17 protein-coding genes and 2 pseudogenes are annotated in these 15,646 nt (G+C 45.8%); 6 read left to right on the top strand and 13 right to left on the bottom strand.

What is annotated here, in order from left to right; translation table 11 throughout:
* Positions 1–521 precede the first annotated feature (521 nt).
* The 3 genes from QUA13_RS28045 (at position 522) to QUA13_RS28035 (ending at position 3,972) form a co-directional block, all read left to right on the top strand.
* Complete coding sequence (locus QUA13_RS28045; protein ID WP_333203816.1) at positions 522–1,778, top strand: ABC transporter substrate-binding protein; 1,257 nt, start codon at positions 522–524, stop codon at positions 1,776–1,778.
* A gap of 143 nt (positions 1,779–1,921) precedes the next feature.
* On the top strand, positions 1,922–2,872 hold the full coding sequence (locus tag QUA13_RS28040; RefSeq protein ID WP_333203818.1) for a branched-chain amino acid ABC transporter permease: 951 nt from the start codon (positions 1,922–1,924) through the stop codon (positions 2,870–2,872).
* A gap of 164 nt (positions 2,873–3,036) precedes the next feature.
* Positions 3,037–3,972 (top strand): branched-chain amino acid ABC transporter permease, encoded by a 936-nt coding sequence (locus QUA13_RS28035; RefSeq protein ID WP_333203814.1) that lies wholly within the window; start codon positions 3,037–3,039, stop codon positions 3,970–3,972.
* A 329-nt stretch (positions 3,973–4,301) separates the two neighbouring features.
* On the opposite strand, the gene QUA13_RS28030 is transcribed toward QUA13_RS28035, so the two are convergent.
* Positions 4,302–4,646: a hypothetical protein gene (locus tag QUA13_RS28030; RefSeq protein ID WP_333203812.1), complete on the bottom strand. Its 345-nt coding sequence runs from the start codon at positions 4,644–4,646 to the stop codon at positions 4,302–4,304.
* 426 nt (positions 4,647–5,072) lie between these two features.
* Here QUA13_RS28030 and QUA13_RS28025 point away from each other — a divergent pair, with 426 nt between their 5' ends.
* Positions 5,073–5,579 carry a hypothetical protein gene (locus tag QUA13_RS28025; RefSeq protein ID WP_333203810.1) on the top strand — a complete coding sequence of 169 codons (507 nt, stop codon included), beginning with the start codon at positions 5,073–5,075 and terminating at the stop codon, positions 5,577–5,579.
* A gap of 72 nt (positions 5,580–5,651) precedes the next feature.
* Here QUA13_RS28025 and QUA13_RS28020 read toward each other — a convergent pair.
* From QUA13_RS28020 to QUA13_RS32890, 11 genes and pseudogenes are all read right to left on the bottom strand, one after another.
* Positions 5,652–5,826: pseudogene (locus QUA13_RS28020) on the bottom strand (ISKra4-like element ISMiva1 family transposase); the annotation flags it as partial.
* Positions 5,827–6,195: 369 nt separating this feature from the next.
* Positions 6,196–6,603, bottom strand: coding sequence for a VOC family protein (locus tag QUA13_RS28015; protein WP_333203808.1), 408 nt, complete (start codon positions 6,601–6,603; stop codon positions 6,196–6,198).
* Between the two features lie 98 nt (positions 6,604–6,701).
* The gene (locus QUA13_RS28010) at positions 6,702–7,115 is read right to left on the bottom strand and encodes a VOC family protein (RefSeq protein ID WP_333203806.1); all 414 of its coding nucleotides are present in this window, start codon (positions 7,113–7,115) and stop codon (positions 6,702–6,704) included.
* An 88-nt stretch (positions 7,116–7,203) separates the two neighbouring features.
* On the bottom strand, positions 7,204–7,635 hold the full coding sequence (locus QUA13_RS28005) for a YciI family protein (protein ID WP_333203804.1): 432 nt from the start codon (positions 7,633–7,635) through the stop codon (positions 7,204–7,206).
* Positions 7,636–7,672: 37 nt separating this feature from the next.
* Positions 7,673–8,125 (bottom strand): nuclear transport factor 2 family protein, encoded by a 453-nt coding sequence (locus QUA13_RS28000; RefSeq protein WP_333203802.1) that lies wholly within the window; start codon positions 8,123–8,125, stop codon positions 7,673–7,675.
* 176 nt (positions 8,126–8,301) lie between these two features.
* The gene (locus QUA13_RS27995) at positions 8,302–8,661 is read right to left on the bottom strand and encodes a YciI family protein (protein ID WP_333203800.1); all 360 of its coding nucleotides are present in this window, start codon (positions 8,659–8,661) and stop codon (positions 8,302–8,304) included.
* Between the two features lie 89 nt (positions 8,662–8,750).
* On the bottom strand, positions 8,751–9,995 hold the full coding sequence (locus tag QUA13_RS27990) for an RNA polymerase sigma factor (protein WP_333203798.1): 1,245 nt from the start codon (positions 9,993–9,995) through the stop codon (positions 8,751–8,753).
* Positions 9,996–10,020: 25 nt separating this feature from the next.
* Complete coding sequence (locus QUA13_RS27985) at positions 10,021–10,587, bottom strand: GNAT family N-acetyltransferase (protein ID WP_333203796.1); 567 nt, start codon at positions 10,585–10,587, stop codon at positions 10,021–10,023.
* Between the two features lie 25 nt (positions 10,588–10,612).
* Complete coding sequence (locus tag QUA13_RS27980; RefSeq protein WP_333203794.1) at positions 10,613–12,484, bottom strand: serine/threonine-protein kinase; 1,872 nt, start codon at positions 12,482–12,484, stop codon at positions 10,613–10,615.
* 316 nt (positions 12,485–12,800) lie between these two features.
* Complete coding sequence (locus QUA13_RS32895) at positions 12,801–13,385, bottom strand: aldo/keto reductase (protein WP_445242753.1); 585 nt, start codon at positions 13,383–13,385, stop codon at positions 12,801–12,803.
* 82 nt (positions 13,386–13,467) lie between these two features.
* A pseudogene (locus tag QUA13_RS32890) lies at positions 13,468–13,674 on the bottom strand (aldo/keto reductase); the annotation flags it as partial.
* A gap of 204 nt (positions 13,675–13,878) precedes the next feature.
* Here QUA13_RS32890 and QUA13_RS27970 point away from each other — a divergent pair.
* Positions 13,879–14,490 carry a DUF1802 family protein gene (locus QUA13_RS27970; protein ID WP_333203792.1) on the top strand — a complete coding sequence of 204 codons (612 nt, stop codon included), beginning with the start codon at positions 13,879–13,881 and terminating at the stop codon, positions 14,488–14,490.
* A gap of 287 nt (positions 14,491–14,777) precedes the next feature.
* Here QUA13_RS27970 and QUA13_RS27965 read toward each other — a convergent pair whose 3' ends face one another.
* On the bottom strand, positions 14,778–15,428 hold the full coding sequence (locus tag QUA13_RS27965; RefSeq protein WP_333203790.1) for an ABC transporter permease: 651 nt from the start codon (positions 15,426–15,428) through the stop codon (positions 14,778–14,780).
* 21 nt (positions 15,429–15,449) lie between these two features.
* Between QUA13_RS27965 and QUA13_RS27960 the strand changes: the two genes are divergently transcribed.
* A partial coding sequence (locus tag QUA13_RS27960) for a hypothetical protein (protein WP_333203789.1) occupies positions 15,450–15,646 on the top strand: 197 nt, incomplete at its 3' end.

The raw sequence follows: 15,646 nt of genomic DNA, 5'->3' as shown, positions 1-15,646 counted from the left end.
GCGTTCATCCTGAGCCAGGATCAAACTCTCCGTGTTGTTGAGTTCTTTTTTGGCTTTAGTCAAGTTCTTTCCACTCAACCATGAAGCTGGTTTTTTTCCCTTGACTTTTTTCTCGTTGTTTGCGATATTGAGTATCAGCTCTCGCCTTCACTCTCTATCTTGATTTTTTTGACGAGGTTAATAGTGCTTTAAGCTTTCAAACTATTCTTTTTTCTAGGTTCAGTTTTTACCTTCCGGTTGTGGTTGTTTGAACCGCTTCCCTTCTGGCGCTTTATTAATATACTGATTCCGCAAGATGTTGTCAAGCGTTTTGTGAAAGTATTTTTGATTTTTTTTTGAAGCCATACACCGTCAGGGTTTTGGCTATTACACCGCGTTGGGTCATCCCCTGGCTGACTCCTCTTTATGGCTTGGGTCTTTTTTTTTGCCAAGATTGGACTTTTGAGGGGAGCATCTACCACGTATGGGTAGAATATCTCTACGTGTAGATGTTCTATATATAGATGTTCGATCGCCCGCTCATGAAAAAACCTACAGCCCGCCCTAGTGGCTTATTCATTACCTGCGCTTCACTGCTGCTGGCTTGCAGTCAGACGAACACTCCCCAAACCTCTACTACAGTATCTCCGGCGACTTCCCCATCTCCCGGTGCTTCGCCAGAGGGTTCACCTGGGAGTAGTTCCAACACTATATCTATAGGTATTGGGGTGGCCCAAACTAGCAATGTGGCTTTACTGGGTCAGGAACAGGTGGCTGGGGCAAAAATTGCTGAGAAATATTTCAACGATAAGGGCGGTGTGGATGGGACGCCCATTAAACTGGTATTCCAAGATACGGGTGGAGACGAACAAGGGACGATCAATGCTTTCAATACTCTGATCAATCAGGATAAGGTGGTTGGTATTGTGGGGCCAACCCTGTCACAACAAGCTTTTAGTGCCGATCCGATCGCCGATCGCGCAAAAATTCCCGTACTCGGACCATCCAACACCGCTAAAGGCATTCCCCAGATTGGCGATTATGTTGCCAGAGTCTCCGCGCCTGTCGCCGTAGTAGCACCTAATGCGGTGAAAGCTGCACTGAAGCAAAATCCCAATATTAAGAAAGTAGCCGTGTTTTTTGCTCAGAATGATGCTTTTAGCAAATCTGAGACTGGAACTTTTCAGACAACGGTTAAAGATATGGGACTGGAATTGGCAACAGTTCAAAAATTCTTGACTACTGATACAGATTTTCAATCTCAAGCCACTAATGCGATAAATGTCAATCCCGATTTGATAATTATTTCTGGGTTAGCCGCAGATGGAGGCAATTTAATTAAGCAGTTGCGGGAGTTGGGATACAAAGGCGTTATCATTGGGGGCAACGGTCTGAATACTTCTAATGTGTTTGCAGTTTGTAAAGCACTTTGTGATGGAGTTTTGATTGCCCAAGCCTACAGCCCGGAATATGAAAATGAAGTTAATAAGGCTTTTCGCGATGCTTATCGCGCTCAATTTAAGAAGGAACCGCCTCAATTTAGCGCTCAAGCTTTTACTGGCGTACAGGTTTTTGTTGAGTCATTAAAGGCACTTAATGCTAAGTCGAAGGTTAGCCAAAATCCTTTGGCAGAATTGCGTACAAATTTGAATCAGCAGTTGTTGGGTGGAAAGTACGATACTCCTTTGGGGGAAATTTCTTTTACGCCTGAAGGTGAGATTAATCAGAAAGAGTTTTATGTGGCACGGATTAAGATGGAGGCGGATGGCAATAATGGTAAGTTTGAGTTTTTGAAATGATGGGAAAGGAACCTTCGGTAACGGATTGCCTAGAGCGAGTTAACGGATGTCAAGAAAACCGAATAAGTAAGAGGAAAAAGGGAAAAATCGTGGCGTATTTGTTGTTGAATGATTTGACTTTGATGGTCAATTTTTAACGGGTGATGGACTTAACTCTGTTTTTGCAACAATTTTTGAATGGTTTGTCGATCGGCAGCGTGTATGCTATTTTTGCCCTCGGATACACGCTGGTGTTTTCTATTCTGGGAATTATTAATTTTGCTCACGGTGCAGTATTTACTTTGGGTGCTTATTTCACTTATGCGCTGATGGGAGGTGCTTTCGGTTTTAATGGGTTGTGGGCTAACGCTCGAATTCCCGTGGATTTGCCTTTTGCTGTGGCGTTAATTTTGGGAAGTGTCATGGCTGGTTTGGTGGGAGTAATTGTTGAAAGAGTTGCTTTTTTGCCTTTGCGCCGCCGACACTCTGATTCTCTGCTGACTGTGGTTTCTAGTTTGGGTGTAGCAGTTGCGATCGCCAATATCATCCAATATCTTGTCGGTGCGGAAATTTACACTTTTCCTGCTAACACTTACGGCTATTTACCGGCTGCAATTAACTTCGGAACAGCGGATAAACCTATTCCGATTCGGACTGTTCAAATAGTAATTTTTGCGGTATCAGTTGCGATTGTGGCTGTCTTAACTTACTTAATAAATTTTACTAAATTTGGCAAAGCAATGCAGGCTGTGGCTGAAGATGCGACAACTTCTAGTTTATTGGGGATTGATACTGATAGGTACATTGTGTTGACGTTTTTTGTGAGCAGTTTTCTGGCGGGTTTGGCGGGGAGTTTGGTGGGTTCTAGTGTGAGTATTGCTGGGCCGTATTTTGGTATTGCTTTTGGTTTGAAAGGTTTGGCGGTGATTGTACTTGGTGGGTTGGGGAGTATTCCTGGGGCTGTTTTGGGAGGTTTTATAATTGGTTTGGTGGAGGCTTTTGTGCCTGGTGATTTTTCGGCTTATAAGGATGCTGTTGCTTTTGCTATATTGTTTATTATGCTATTGGTTAGGCCGCAGGGTTTGTTGGGACGGCGTTTGATTCAGAAGGTGTAAGATAATTCGGCGATTGAAATCGCTTAAGAGTCAAACTAAGTCCCTCTCCAAGAGACTAAGAAATAGAGGTGTTTGATTTAAAAGGTGTCAGAAAATTCGGCGATTGAAATCGCTTAAGAGTCAAACTAAGTCCCTCTCCAAGAGACTAAGAAATAAAAAAAGTTATGAATGAATTTTTTACTACTTACGGATTTTTGATTGTCTCGATGTTGCTAGGTGCAATGTTGGGAATGTCGCTTTATTTGCCTCTAATGACTGGACAATTGTCTCTGGCTAGCCCTGGTTTTTATGCTTTGGGTGGGTATATTGCGGCGATTTTATCTACGACGGTTTTTCAACAGACAGGGGGTTTATTTCCAGTGCCGTTGTTGTTATTAGAGATGATAATTGCAGGGGTTGTTTCGGGGTTGCTGGGGATTTTGGTGGGAATTCCGGCGCTGCGCTTGAGTGGGATTTATTTGGCGATCGCAACTATTGCTTTTGTGGAAATTTTGCGGGTTTTATCGCTGAATTTAGATATCACTGGCGGGGCTGTGGGCATTTTTGGGATTCCGCAACCGTTTGCAACGCCGATCGAGTATTTGTGGATTGTACTACCTTTACTGTTGGTAAGTATGGCGATTGTCTATCGGCTGGAACGGATTCGGGTTGGGCGGGCTTTTGCGGCGATCCGCGCTGATGAGTTAGCGGCTGATGCGATCGGCATTAACCCAACTTTTTATAAGGTTTTGGCTTTCACGTTAGGCGCTATTTTAGCTGGTGTTGTGGGTGCAGTTAGTGCCCATTTCCTGAATACTTGGAACGCCCGTCAAGGTACTTTTGATGCTAGTATTATTTACTTGACTTCTGTGTTGATTGGTGGTAGCAGAACGTTTCTGGGAGCAGTTTTGGGTGGTATGGTATTTACTGCTTTGCCGGAGGTTTTGAGGGGGATGGCGACTATTCAGGGATTGCCGATTTGGTTAGCACAATTTCTGCGGGATGGACGTTTAATTATTTTTGGGTTGCTGATTGTTTTGGGGACGATATTTTTTCCGCAAGGTTTGGTGACGTCGGAGTTGTTGAAGAGGTTTAAAAAGGGCGATCGTACTTCTGTTTAAAAACATATAGCGTTACTATTTCGCGCCATCCTCGTCGCGCCGATCGACTGTTATATTAAACCTCATCTTTTTTAGCAAAAATGAACTGTTTTTGTAGTATACAGCCATTTATTATTATCAGGTATAGGCGATCGCATCCACACTTTTCATCGCTCGCCTATCGATAAAAAAAGTAAGGGGCGATCGCACATTGATTGTTGTACGAATAAGCATCGCATCTTTCATCCTCATCTCCTATTTTCTGATACAAGGAGGAAGAAGATATGAGGTGCGAGCGTCTTGAAAATTAGACGCTCGATACCCATTTTACTCCTCACTGAGAAAAGGAGTTAACGCCCTAATGCCCGTCTATATCTATTGGCTAACTCCTCGGATAGGTTGTAGTCATTGCCTGTGCCAGTTACCATTATAGTTGCGTTGCCGTTAGGAGCGCAGACAACGAAGGCGCTTCCATTGTTACTACGGTAGCTTGCCCAAGTGTGTGGACTCTGCTTTCCGTCATCATAAAGTTCTGGCTGGTTCTTTAAAAAGTTATGAGAACCATCCAAGCACGCGCCTTGCGAGTTGAATTGTGTTTCATACCATCCCCACCAAGCTGTATACACTCCAGCATAGCTAGGCATTTCAGCGGTGGCAGCCAGCATTGCTAAAACACCGAAAGCGATCTTACGCATACAAGTTTTCTCCAAAAAACTGTAGAACTAGAAAAATTTGCTCAAAGGTCGGAAAGATCGGATAATATCGGAAAAACTTGCCTATATCACTGATCGATAGACATCGCAGAAGCCTGAAAACTGGTAGATGAAATTATGTTCGCCAATACAGGCAATCGCCCAAAACCTATAAGATAATTTGGAAGTGCGATCGCAACTCGCAACTGGGTAAAACCCCTTGGATCGCTGTTGAAGATTGGGATTAGATGCGGAGTCCCTTCTTTTAGCGAAACTAATTTTTATCATTTTCTGTATGATAGACCGATCGCTCACAACAGAAAAGGAAAAAAAGACGGAAAAAGACGGGCTTTTCTCAAATTGGGATAAAGGCGGATAAAGACGGATAACGTCGGCTATACTAACTAGAGTTATCTGACACCCCTACTGATGGACACTGCCAGTATCTTGCAATTTGTAGACGAAGTGCTCAGCGCGAATACAGGCAAACATCTCAATGACTTGCAGCGTAAAATTATCGAGGGAATACTGAAGCGACAAAAGTATTCTAATATTGCAGATACTTACGGTTGTACTGCGGGTCATGCTAAGGATGTAGGTTACGAGCTTTTGCAAATGTTATCTGATGTTTTCGGCGAACCAGTGGATAAACGTAATCTTAAATCTGTCCTACAACGGCAATCAACTATAAAGATTACTTTAAATAATAGTAATAATATTGATGGTAATAGCAACACCATTAACTATATCAAGGCCTGCTCAGAACAACCCACTCCTACCCCAGATAAAAGTCAGCCTCCGACTCCCGACTACCAGGATGGCACGAATCAAGTTACAATTGAAATGGTTGATAAATTACGACAGTTGGGATTAAAGGATGAACAAATTGCAGAGGTGCTAGGGTTAGGCTTGGAGGTCGTGAAGCAGATGGATTGAAAAAAATGAGTTTAGTTTATTAAAAGTGTAGTAAGGGTTAATCAGCTCAATTGTTGTACGAGAACCGCTGTTGAGGAAGCCGACTACGGATTTTACTTTTCGGCTTCTTCCTGTTTTAATTCCTGATACTGTTGAAAGAAAAGCTACCTAGTTCAGAACCACTTATTTTAACATTTTTTGACGTAGAGATTTCTCGATACTTTCATGCATTTGACAGTTCTGTTGAATCTGTATTTCTGTAAATAATTTCTCCTGCCCCTTTTTAGTATGCTTTTAGCTGCTGTTTATCTTCGGGTGTCATTTTCTTGATCTCATCCTTTTTTTACAGTTTTACTAGATTTTTTATTTTAGCCATTTTTTCAGGGATTTGCCAAACTGAGATGCACCCTTTTTGGATTTTTGGATATTAGACCTCTTGCAAAAGTCCTTTTCATAAATTTATAGGACGGGCAAGATGCCCGTCCCACAAGAAAAAATAACTCTTGTGGGACGGGCAAGATGCCCGTCCTAGTTATTTTTGCAAGAGGTCTATTCGATCGCTCTTCTCAATGCAATCACTAATTTAGACCCATTGAGAAGAGCTTTGTCTTGTTTTCAGGAAGCAGATAGAAAATGCCTAACCTTGATTGACTGCGCTGGGTTCCATGAACATAGTTTCCCAAATGTGGCCATCTAAATCCTGAAAGCCATGACTATACATAAATCCGTAGTCTTGCGGTTGATTGTAGGTCGTTCCGCCAGCAGCAACTGCGTTGCGAATCATTTTATCCACTTCTTCTCGGCTCTCGGAAGACAAGCACACCAGCACTTCTGTACTCTTGGTGGCATCGCAAATTGCGTTGGGTGTAAATTCCTTGAACTTGGCTTCTGTCAAGAGCATAACGAAGATGTCTTCGCTCACAACCATACAAGTGGCAGTTTCGTCAGTAAACTGGGCGTTAAAATTGAATCCAAGTTTAGTAAAAAATTCGACAGACCGATCGAGATTTTTGACGGGTAAATTCACGAAAATTTTAGTAGCCATGTTTTCTCCTTTTTAATTTCGATCGCAAGATGAAACATTAACGATTTTTCGCTAATGTTTGAATTGAACGGTAAGGCTTGTGAGCAAACTTGAAAAAGTTAGGTAGCTGGCTGGACATTAATCATCCACGGTGTGCCGAATCGATCGACAAGCATTCCAAAACGGGTAGACCAGAAGGTCTCTTGGAATGGCATCTTTACCGTTCCGTTTTCTGCCAATTTTTGAAAGATCCGCTCCGCTTCGACCAGATCGTCAAATTGAAGATTCACAGAGAATCCCTGTGGTTTGTTAAAGGAATCGGGTGGAGTGTCAGAACCCATCAATACCATTCCACCAACAGTTAAGTTGGCGTGCATGATTCGATCGCGCTGTTCGGAGGGAATTTCCTCAGACATGGGCGCATCGCCATAGGTCATCATCCCGTCGATTTTGCCCCCTAAACACTGTTCGTAGAATTTAAATGCAGCTTTGCATTCACCGTCAAAAAAGAGATAAGTATTCGATTGCATCATTTACTCCTTTGGTTAATAGTCGATCGAGCAATCCATTCACGGGAAATGATGTGGCTGCCGAACAAAAAGTTAGGCAGTATTTATGCCCTCAAGAATGCTGGAGTTTTTCTGCCCCCGCCCGAATGCGTTCTTCCTGTTCCCTGAGTTCGGGCGTCAAGGATTCGCCGAAGTCCTCTGCTGCAAAGATCTGGCGAATTTCGATCTCGGATTCTCCTGGCATCGGGTTGGGGCAGCGTTTGACCCAGGCGATGGCTTCCTCCATCGACTGCACTTGCCAGATCCAGTATCCGGCAATCAGCTCTTTTGTCTCTGTGAACGGCCCGTCAGTCACGCTGCGATTTGTGCCTGAAAACCTTACCCGCGCTCCTTTTGAGCTGGGATGTAGCCCTTCGCCAGCGAGCATAATTCCCGCCTTGACCAATGCTTCGTTGTATTCCCCCATTTCCGTCAGAAGCTGTTCGCTGGGCATGACGCCTGCCTCTGAGTCTTCGGTAGCTTTGACTAGAACCATGACTTTCATAGTGAAATCTCCTTTTGTTTGTGGTTGTTGAGCTGGGCTAAGGTGCGATCGAGAAAACGGCTTTAGACGTTTCTGGATCGAAGGGGACAGAGCAATGCTCGTGCACAATCTGCCATCTGCCCTGTTTCCGCTGGCACGCAGATGTCATTCGCATCCACATCTGCGCCCCTGGGTGATCTTTTGGCATCCCTGTGAAGTGAAAAAGCCAGTGCGCGATCGCCAAATCACCGCTCACGGTGAGGCTGAGGTCTCGCATCTCACTCCCGAAGGAGTCCGGGAAGCAAGGCAGGCACGCCTCCCACGTCCGTCGAAATTCATCTGCACCCTTGGTTTGGAACGGCGGTATTGCATCGAAAATAATCACATCTGGGGCGTAGTGCGCCATGATGCCATCGAGGTCTTTGGCGCAGATGGCACTGGCAGTGTCTGCGATGATTTGTCGAAGCTGGGCTTCGTCTTGTGTTTTGGTGGTTTCGGTTGTCATAGTCATGGTGGTATCTCCTTAATTGATGTCGATTGGTTTTCCGGGCGCAGATTGAAAACTGCTAACCCTTGCTCTACCATCTAGTCGAATAGAGGTGCGCGCGATCGACAAGTTGAACATTTTTTCTGGAAAAGTTTGTCAGTGCTGATGTGGAAGTTTGCGTTGAGCGGTACTGACAGCAACTACTGGTCTGATGGCAAGCCCGACAGTTCCACGATCGGGCGAATTTCCACCGTACCTTTACTGGCGCTTGGTAGGCGTGCTGCGATCGCCATCGCTTCGTCAAGATCCTTGGCATCGATCAGAAAGTAGCCGCCGAGTTGTTCGCGCGTCTCCGCAAACGGCCCATCGGTGACAAGTTTTTTGCCGTCACGCACTCGAATACTGGTTGCTGTGGCGATCGAGTGCAGCGGCGAAGCACCCAAATATTGACCGTTGGCTTGCAGTTCTTGGGTTAGCTGCAAAGACTTGGCGTAGCATTGCTGCAGCTCGCTTTCAGTCCAGGCATTTTCGTCGCTGTAAATCAGCAATATGTATTTCATCGTTACTCCAAAATTCGATCTGAGATAGTCGCCTTCATTCAGTAGTCGTTCGGCGAGGTTGCAAATCGACAGCGCAGCAAAAAAATTTTTCAGCCTAACTCGCGAAGGCGTTTTTCGAGAAAACGACACTCTGGTTCCTGTTTCACGATCGCCAGCGCCTTTTGGTAGGATTCTCTGGCATCAGCCGTTCTGCCCAGCCGCCGACACAAATCGGCTCGCGCGGAGTGTGCCAGATGGTAGTCTGCCAAATCGCCACGCGCCAATATTTGGTCGATCGATTGCAGTCCCGCTAAGGGGCCATCGCGCATTGCCACTGCCACCGCCCGATTTAAGGCAACAACGGGCGACGGCTCTAATTGCACGAGCAGGTCGTATAAGCCCACAATCTGCGCCCAGTCCGTTGCAGCAGCACTCAGGGCCTCTGAATGGACCGCTGAGATCCCAGCCTGAAGCGTGTACGAGCCAAACCGTCCCGATGATAGCGATTGCTGCACCAGTAACCTGCCTTCAGAAATTTGTGCTTGATTCCAGAGCGATCGATCTTGGTCTTCTAGAAGGATGAGGTCGCCTGTGGAGGAAGTGCGGGCGGTGCGCCGCGATTCTTGCAGCAGCATCAGCGCCAGGAGTCCAATTACTTCGGAGTCTGGCAACAGTTCCATTACCAGCCGTCCCAAACGGATCGCTTCGTCAGCGAGATCTGCCCGCGTCAGCGCTCTGCCAGATGAGGCCGCGTACCCTTCGTTAAACACCAGGTAGATCGTTTGAAGCACGGTGTCCAATCGATCGGGCAAATCGGTTTTCGACGGCACTTGATAAGGAATGCGTGCGTCGCGGATCTTCGCCTTGGCCCGCACGATCCGCTGCGCCAACGTAGGGGGAGCAATCAGGAAGGCGCTGGCAATTTCCTCGGTACTGAGTCCGCAGACTTCCCGCAGCGTCAACGCCACCTGAGCTTCTGGCGACAGGGCCGGATGACAGCAAGTGAAAATCAAGCGCAGGCGATCGTCCTCAACGTCGTCGTCATCCTCGATTGTGGTGTCACTCGGCTCGAGTTGTTGAGCGAGTTCTGCCAAGTGCGTATCAAAGCGGGCGCGACGGCGGATGGTGTCGATCGCTTTAAAGCGACCCGTAGATACAAGCCACGATCGCGGGTTAGCGGGAATGCCGTCGCGGGGCCATTGCGCTACAGCCGCAGCGAAGGCTTCGTGCATCGCCTCTTGGGCGCGATCGAAGTCACCGAGCAAGCGGATCAGGGTGGCTAAAACGCGACGCGACTCGGACCGGTACACAGCTTCCACCTGCTGACGGATTTGATTGGCTGCTGTCTCATTCATAAAGCGTTCACAAAACAAAAATATATTATCGGCCGTGCCGCAGAGTACGATGCTCCCATTGCGCCCGTGCAATCCGCCAATCGACCTCGCTCCAACCGCGATCGGACATCCATGATGACCCTGGGCGGGTAGCAACCACCTCTGCTCCTATCCACTCCGCCAACCGAGCGATCCGGGTATTTGCACTCACGGTAGACCCGGAGATCGCCTTCAGATCGAGTTCCGCGAACCCAAAGTCTAGCAGCGCACGCCCCACCTCGATCGCGTAGGCATATCGCCCCCAATAGGCTGGTGCCAGTTCGAGACCAAATTCCATCTCGCCAGTTTCGCAAAACTCTCCGCGCAGTCCACAGCAACCGACAAGCGCGTAAGGTTCATGTCGTTGTACGATCGCCAGTTGGTAATTGAGTCGAGGGCGATCGGCAGCCCATGCTTGAAACATCTCGAATAGACGTGCGGCATGGTCGGGACTAGACCGATCGGGTTCGTAAAATGTCTGGTTGCGCGGATCGGCTTGATAGTCCAAGAATGGCGATCGGTCGGCATCTACAAAGTCACGCAGCAGAAATCTTTTGGTTACAATTTTTATCATGATTTACAACTTTAATTATGGGCAATTAAACAAACATCATATTCTGCCAAATCTTAATAGTTTTGTCACTGCTGCCGCTAGCCAAAAACTCTCCTTCCGGGCTAAAATTAACAGAATAAACCGAGTTAGTATGACCCGCAATATTACAAATTTCTTGACCGTCTTTCACTCGCCAAATCTTGATAGTTTGATTGCTGCTGCTAGCCAGAATCTCGCCATCGGGACTAAAAGCAATAGAATCAACATACCAAGAATGTCCTGCGATCGTTAAAACTTCTTGCCAATCTTTGACCCACCAAATTTTAATAGTATTATCGTGGCTGCCGCTAGCCAAAAACTCTCCATTTGGACTAAAAGCTATGCAGCGAACGGAGTCTGTATGGCCTGTAAGCGTGCGCATTAGCTTGCCATCTTTAACTCGCCAAATCTTGATTGTTCTGTCCCAACTGCAACTAGCAAGAGTTTCGCCATCAGGGCTAAAAGCAACAAAATAAACTAAATTAATGTGACCCGCAAGTGTGCAAACTTCCTGCCCGTCTTTGAGTCGCCAAATTTTGATTGTTCTGTCCCAACTGCTGCTAGCAATAATTTCGCCATCGGGACTGAAAGCTGCGCTATAAACTGAGTTACTGTGACCGATCAGAGTGCGGATTTCTTGTCCATCTTTCATCCGCCAAAGTTTGACAGTTTTGTCGTGGCTGCTGCTAGCTAGCATCTGTCCGTCCGGGCTGAAAGCTACTGTATAAACCGAGTTAGCGTGTCCTGTGAGGGTGACAATTTCTTGCCCGTCTTCAACACCCCACAGCTTGATTGTTTTGTCATCGCTGCCGCTGGCTACAACTTCTCCGTTGGGGCTGAAAGCCACAGAGTAAATTAAGTTTTTGTGACCTGTGAGGGTGTGAAAACCTTGCCAGTTATAGGTTTGCTGTTGGGGCTGGGCGGGAGTTTTTCCTGGTTTAACTAACTTGGAGTTTGTTTGAGGAATTGCTAGATCGATCGCAACTTGGGGATTAATTTCTTTTAATACTTCAACAGCCATTTGATAGCGGCGGTTGGTAGCATTTGCAATCATTTTGTCTAAAATTTTACCCAGTTCTTCACTGACTGGGTTATTCGCTAAATACTGCCGCCATATCCAGGCATCTTCACCAGGATCGAATAGGTCAAAAGGGGAAACTTGAGTTAGCAAATACAAACAAGTTACGCCTAAACTGTACAAATCGCTGGTAAAAAATGCTTTGCCTCTAGCTTGTTCGGGGGCGATGTATTCGGGGCTGCCGATGCTGGTTCCTGTTTTGAGTAATGCTGTACCTGTGGCAATTTTTGCGGCGCCAAAGTCTACTAAAACTAATTGTTTGTCGGCGCGGCGGATGATGTTTCCGGGTTTGATGTCTCGATGAATAACGTTGTGGGAATGGATGAAGTGAAGGACGGGTAATAAGCTATTGAGTAAGTCTTGAATTTGATTTTGTCTAAATGTGCCTTCTGTTTCTACAATTTGTGCTAAATTTTGCCCGTCAATAAATTCTTGGACTACATATTGTCTGCTGTCTTGGATGGAATAGGCTAACAGTTCGGGAATTTGAGGGTGTTTTCCCAATTCGTCTAATCGCATTGCTTCTTGTTCAAAAAGTTCGGCTGCTTTTTTGCTGTTGCGATTGCTTGCTGATGGGATGAGTTGGGTTTCTGCGGGTAAAAATTGTTTGATGACGCAGCGAGGTTTTGAGGGTTTGTCTTCGTCAACGGCGAGAAAGGTTCTGCCAAAGCCACCTTGTCCGATCGCCTTTATAGCCCGGTAGCGATCGCGCAGCAGCAGTTTTGAACGGCAATTCCTACAAATTTTGGCTGCGGGAGGGTTTTGCGGCTGGGAACAGTTGGGGTTTAGGCAGTAACTCATTCGATTTTAGATTTTAGATTTTAGATTTTAGATTTGGGATTACGGATTTTAGATTTTATGTTTTTGAATATTTGCACTAGGCAGTAACTATTATACCTCTTGAGATTTTAGATTTTAGATTGGGGATTTGGGAGTACGGATTTTAGATTTTATGTTTTTGAATATTTGCACTCGGCAGTAAATATTATACCTCTTGCCCGACTATATAAAATTTATAAAACTTATTCTCAGAGGGGTTTTACGCGCTATTTATAGGCGTAAGGTGCGCACTGCGCACCTTACATATAGAGGTTTTGCTAGTCCTGAATTAACTATTTTAGAAATTCCACATAACGGGGTTATTGTCTAAACGATCGGTGACGGTTCGCCCGATCGCGTCAATCTCTTTTAATTCCTCTTGACTCAATTTTACCTCAGCAGCTTTAGCATTTTCGGCTGCTTGTTCCCCGTCGCGCGCGCCGACAATTGCATTTGTTTGCGGCTGGGAAATCAACCACGCTAAAGCTAAATTTCCCAAGCTTGTCTGGTGGCGATCGGCAATTGGCCTGAGTTGATTTAATGCTGTTTGCACTCGGTCGTAATTTTCTTTGATGAACAGCTTATTTTTGGCGCGGTGGTCGCCTTCTTCAAACTTGTGTTCTGGCCCGAATTTACCTGTCAGTATTCCTTGAGCTAGAGATGAATAGGCAATGATTGAGATATGATTGTCCACACAATAGGACATAGCATCTTTTTCTACCCAGCGCCAAAACAGAGAATATGGCGGTTGCAAGCTGTCGATGCGTCCGTATTGGGCGGCTTCTTCTATTTGGGCGCGGGAGAAGTTGGAAACGCCGATCGCCCGAATTTTTCCCTGTTCTTTTAACTTGTTCAGGGCGTCCATTGTGTCTGCAATTGGCACTAACTCGGAATTCCAAGTGCCAGCGGATTTGGTAAAGGTCGATATAATCGGTGTTGAGGTTTTTTAGCGATCGATCGCAGGCTTCGATTAACAAATCTGGTTTCAGGTGGTTGGCGAAAACTTTGCTAGCATAAACTACTTGCGATCGCACATCTGAAAGTGCTTGACCGATAATTTGTTCCGAATGCCCTTCTCCGTAAGCCTCAGCCGTATCAAAGGTGGTAATACCCGCCTCAAAAGCGGCGCGCATTGCTTTGACAGTTTCAGCATCCTCAATTCCCACCCACATCCGCTTGCCAGCTTGCCAAGTCCCCATAATTATCGGGGTAATCTGAATTTGTGATGTCCCCAATTGTCGCTTTTGCATACCCTAAGTCCTGATTTAGATTTTTAGTATTCACCCTCAAGCTATCTAATTTTAACAGAAAAAAGTTGCTGTACTTGCTTGAGAGTACCAATTTTGTTACTATTGTTAAAACCAGACTAAATTCCTATGAAATCAACTACTCGCGCACTGAAAGAATGGAATGTAGCAGTTAATGCTTTGGAACAAGGTCAAACGATTGTGCTGTTGCGGAAGGGCGGAATTCGCGAGCAAGCAGGACAGTTCAATGTCAATGACAAACAAGTTTTGCTGTATCCAACTTTTGAACACCAACAGCCTGATTTATTAAAACCGGATTTTGCGAGTCAGGTAAAAACTGTAGAATCTGGTTGGCATCCGGAAATTATTAGAATTGGCAGTTGGGCTGAGATTACCGATGTTTTTTTGGTAGCTTGGGAACCGGCAATTACTGCGCTGTTTCCTTACCATATTTGGAATGAAAAATTTGTCAGCGATCGCCTGAAATGGAAACAAAATCAGCCAATTTATATTTTATTGCTGCGGGCTTATCGCCTTGCAGAAACCCGAGAAATTCCGTACATTCCTGAATACGGCGGTTGCCGTTCTTGGATAGATTTGGCAGATCCTATTTCGCTGGAGGGAAGCCAAGCTGTTTTGAGCGATCGAGAGTACATTGCACGGTCAAATGAAATCCGCAATCTGATCGCAAATCCTCCGAATGCTTCAGGTTTGCAGAAAGTCACAACGCTGAGGGGTTGAATTTTCCGCGCCTGTAACTTGTTGAAAGTAGATAGAATGTATCAACACTTCGGACAGTTTCAGGGCTTACGCATGGGCGCTTATTCCCGGTTTTTACTAAAATTTGCGAGGAGGAACGATAAATATAGGAAGAAATCGGGCTTCATCAGTCAGCGGGGGCGTAAGCCACATGAAATGAAGCATCCAGACGCTACAGGATGGCTGCGGTGAAAGGGCGATCGATCTTCAGAAGAAGGTTTGCTATGAGTCAGATTAAAATTTTATCTGCAAAGTTTGTAGCGAGGAGTTCAGTCCCCATTAATAGTTTTTAATGCAGTTTTCGAGAGGCGCGCTTCTACAAAACCCAGCCCAAAATCGGCAGCTAATGCCATCAAAGCCGCCGGAATTGCCCCAGCCAAAAGTAACTGATTGTTGACTGTAGCAACGCCCCGAAAAATAAATACCCCCAAGCCGCCGGCACCAATTGCAGCCGCAATCGTTGCCAGTCCGATCGCAATTACTGCAGCAACTCGCACGCCCGCCAGAATCACGCCCAGTGCCAGGGGAATTTCCACTTGCCATAACAGTTGCATATCAGTCATCCCCATGCCTCTCCCGGCTTCCGTAATCGCCGGATCGACGCCGACAATACCGGTATAAGTATTGCGGATAATAGGCAGTAAAGAATACAGAGTGAGGGCGATAATTGCCGTGCTATCGCCTATTCCACCCACTACCGGCACGGGGATTAGCAAGCCAAACAAAGCTAAACTGGGAATTGTTTGCATAATATTAGCAAATCCCAAAATGGGCTTTTTCAATTTTGGTTTTCTGGTGACTAAAATCCCGAGGGGAATCCCCAGACTAATAGCGATAAAAATTGCAACAGTTACTAAATATAAGTGTTCGGTCGCGCGCTGAACTATCTCCGCACCATACCGATTGATAAATTGCATCATGTGGAAATTAGTAATTAGGAATTGACAATTGTAAATTTTGCTATAATCGAATATCTCGTAGGAGTCGGTTCGCCAATATCTTTAATTTCCCGCCATCAGCTTCAAAAACCGACCCGCCATAAACGAATGATGCGATCGCACGACACTGTTCTCTTAAGGAGTGAGATATTGAAACCCCCGAAAGGTGAGGAGTTCAGAGATAGCGAGGGGACGAGAGA

This window comes from Microcoleus sp. S28C3, assembly GCF_036700785.1.
GTDB classification, from domain to species: Bacteria; Cyanobacteriota; Cyanobacteriia; order Cyanobacteriales; family Microcoleaceae; genus Microcoleus; species Microcoleus asticus.
The sequence above is the reverse complement of the archived record's forward strand: the minus strand, read 5'-3'. Positions and strand labels throughout refer to the sequence as shown.

Bases quoted from the DNA above. Each gene is read 5' to 3' on its own strand.
- QUA13_RS28045 (WP_333203816.1), top strand. From the start codon at position 522: ATGAAAAAACCTACAGCCCGCCCTAGTGGCTTATTCATTACCTGCGCT.
- QUA13_RS28040 (WP_333203818.1), top strand. From the start codon at position 1,922: ATGGACTTAACTCTGTTTTTGCAACAATTTTTGAATGGTTTGTCGATC.
- QUA13_RS28035 (WP_333203814.1), top strand. From the start codon at position 3,037: ATGAATGAATTTTTTACTACTTACGGATTTTTGATTGTCTCGATGTTG.
- QUA13_RS28030 (WP_333203812.1), bottom strand. From the start codon at position 4,646: ATGCGTAAGATCGCTTTCGGTGTTTTAGCAATGCTGGCTGCCACCGCT.
- QUA13_RS28025 (WP_333203810.1), top strand. From the start codon at position 5,073: ATGGACACTGCCAGTATCTTGCAATTTGTAGACGAAGTGCTCAGCGCG.
- QUA13_RS28015 (WP_333203808.1), bottom strand. From the start codon at position 6,603: ATGGCTACTAAAATTTTCGTGAATTTACCCGTCAAAAATCTCGATCGG.
- QUA13_RS28010 (WP_333203806.1), bottom strand. From the start codon at position 7,115: ATGATGCAATCGAATACTTATCTCTTTTTTGACGGTGAATGCAAAGCT.
- QUA13_RS28005 (WP_333203804.1), bottom strand. From the start codon at position 7,635: ATGAAAGTCATGGTTCTAGTCAAAGCTACCGAAGACTCAGAGGCAGGC.
- QUA13_RS28000 (WP_333203802.1), bottom strand. From the start codon at position 8,125: ATGACTATGACAACCGAAACCACCAAAACACAAGACGAAGCCCAGCTT.
- QUA13_RS27995 (WP_333203800.1), bottom strand. From the start codon at position 8,661: ATGAAATACATATTGCTGATTTACAGCGACGAAAATGCCTGGACTGAA.
- QUA13_RS27990 (WP_333203798.1), bottom strand. From the start codon at position 9,995: ATGAATGAGACAGCAGCCAATCAAATCCGTCAGCAGGTGGAAGCTGTG.
- QUA13_RS27985 (WP_333203796.1), bottom strand. From the start codon at position 10,587: ATGATAAAAATTGTAACCAAAAGATTTCTGCTGCGTGACTTTGTAGAT.
- QUA13_RS27980 (WP_333203794.1), bottom strand. From the start codon at position 12,484: ATGAGTTACTGCCTAAACCCCAACTGTTCCCAGCCGCAAAACCCTCCC.
- QUA13_RS27970 (WP_333203792.1), top strand. From the start codon at position 13,879: ATGAAATCAACTACTCGCGCACTGAAAGAATGGAATGTAGCAGTTAAT.
- QUA13_RS27965 (WP_333203790.1), bottom strand. From the start codon at position 15,428: ATGATGCAATTTATCAATCGGTATGGTGCGGAGATAGTTCAGCGCGCG.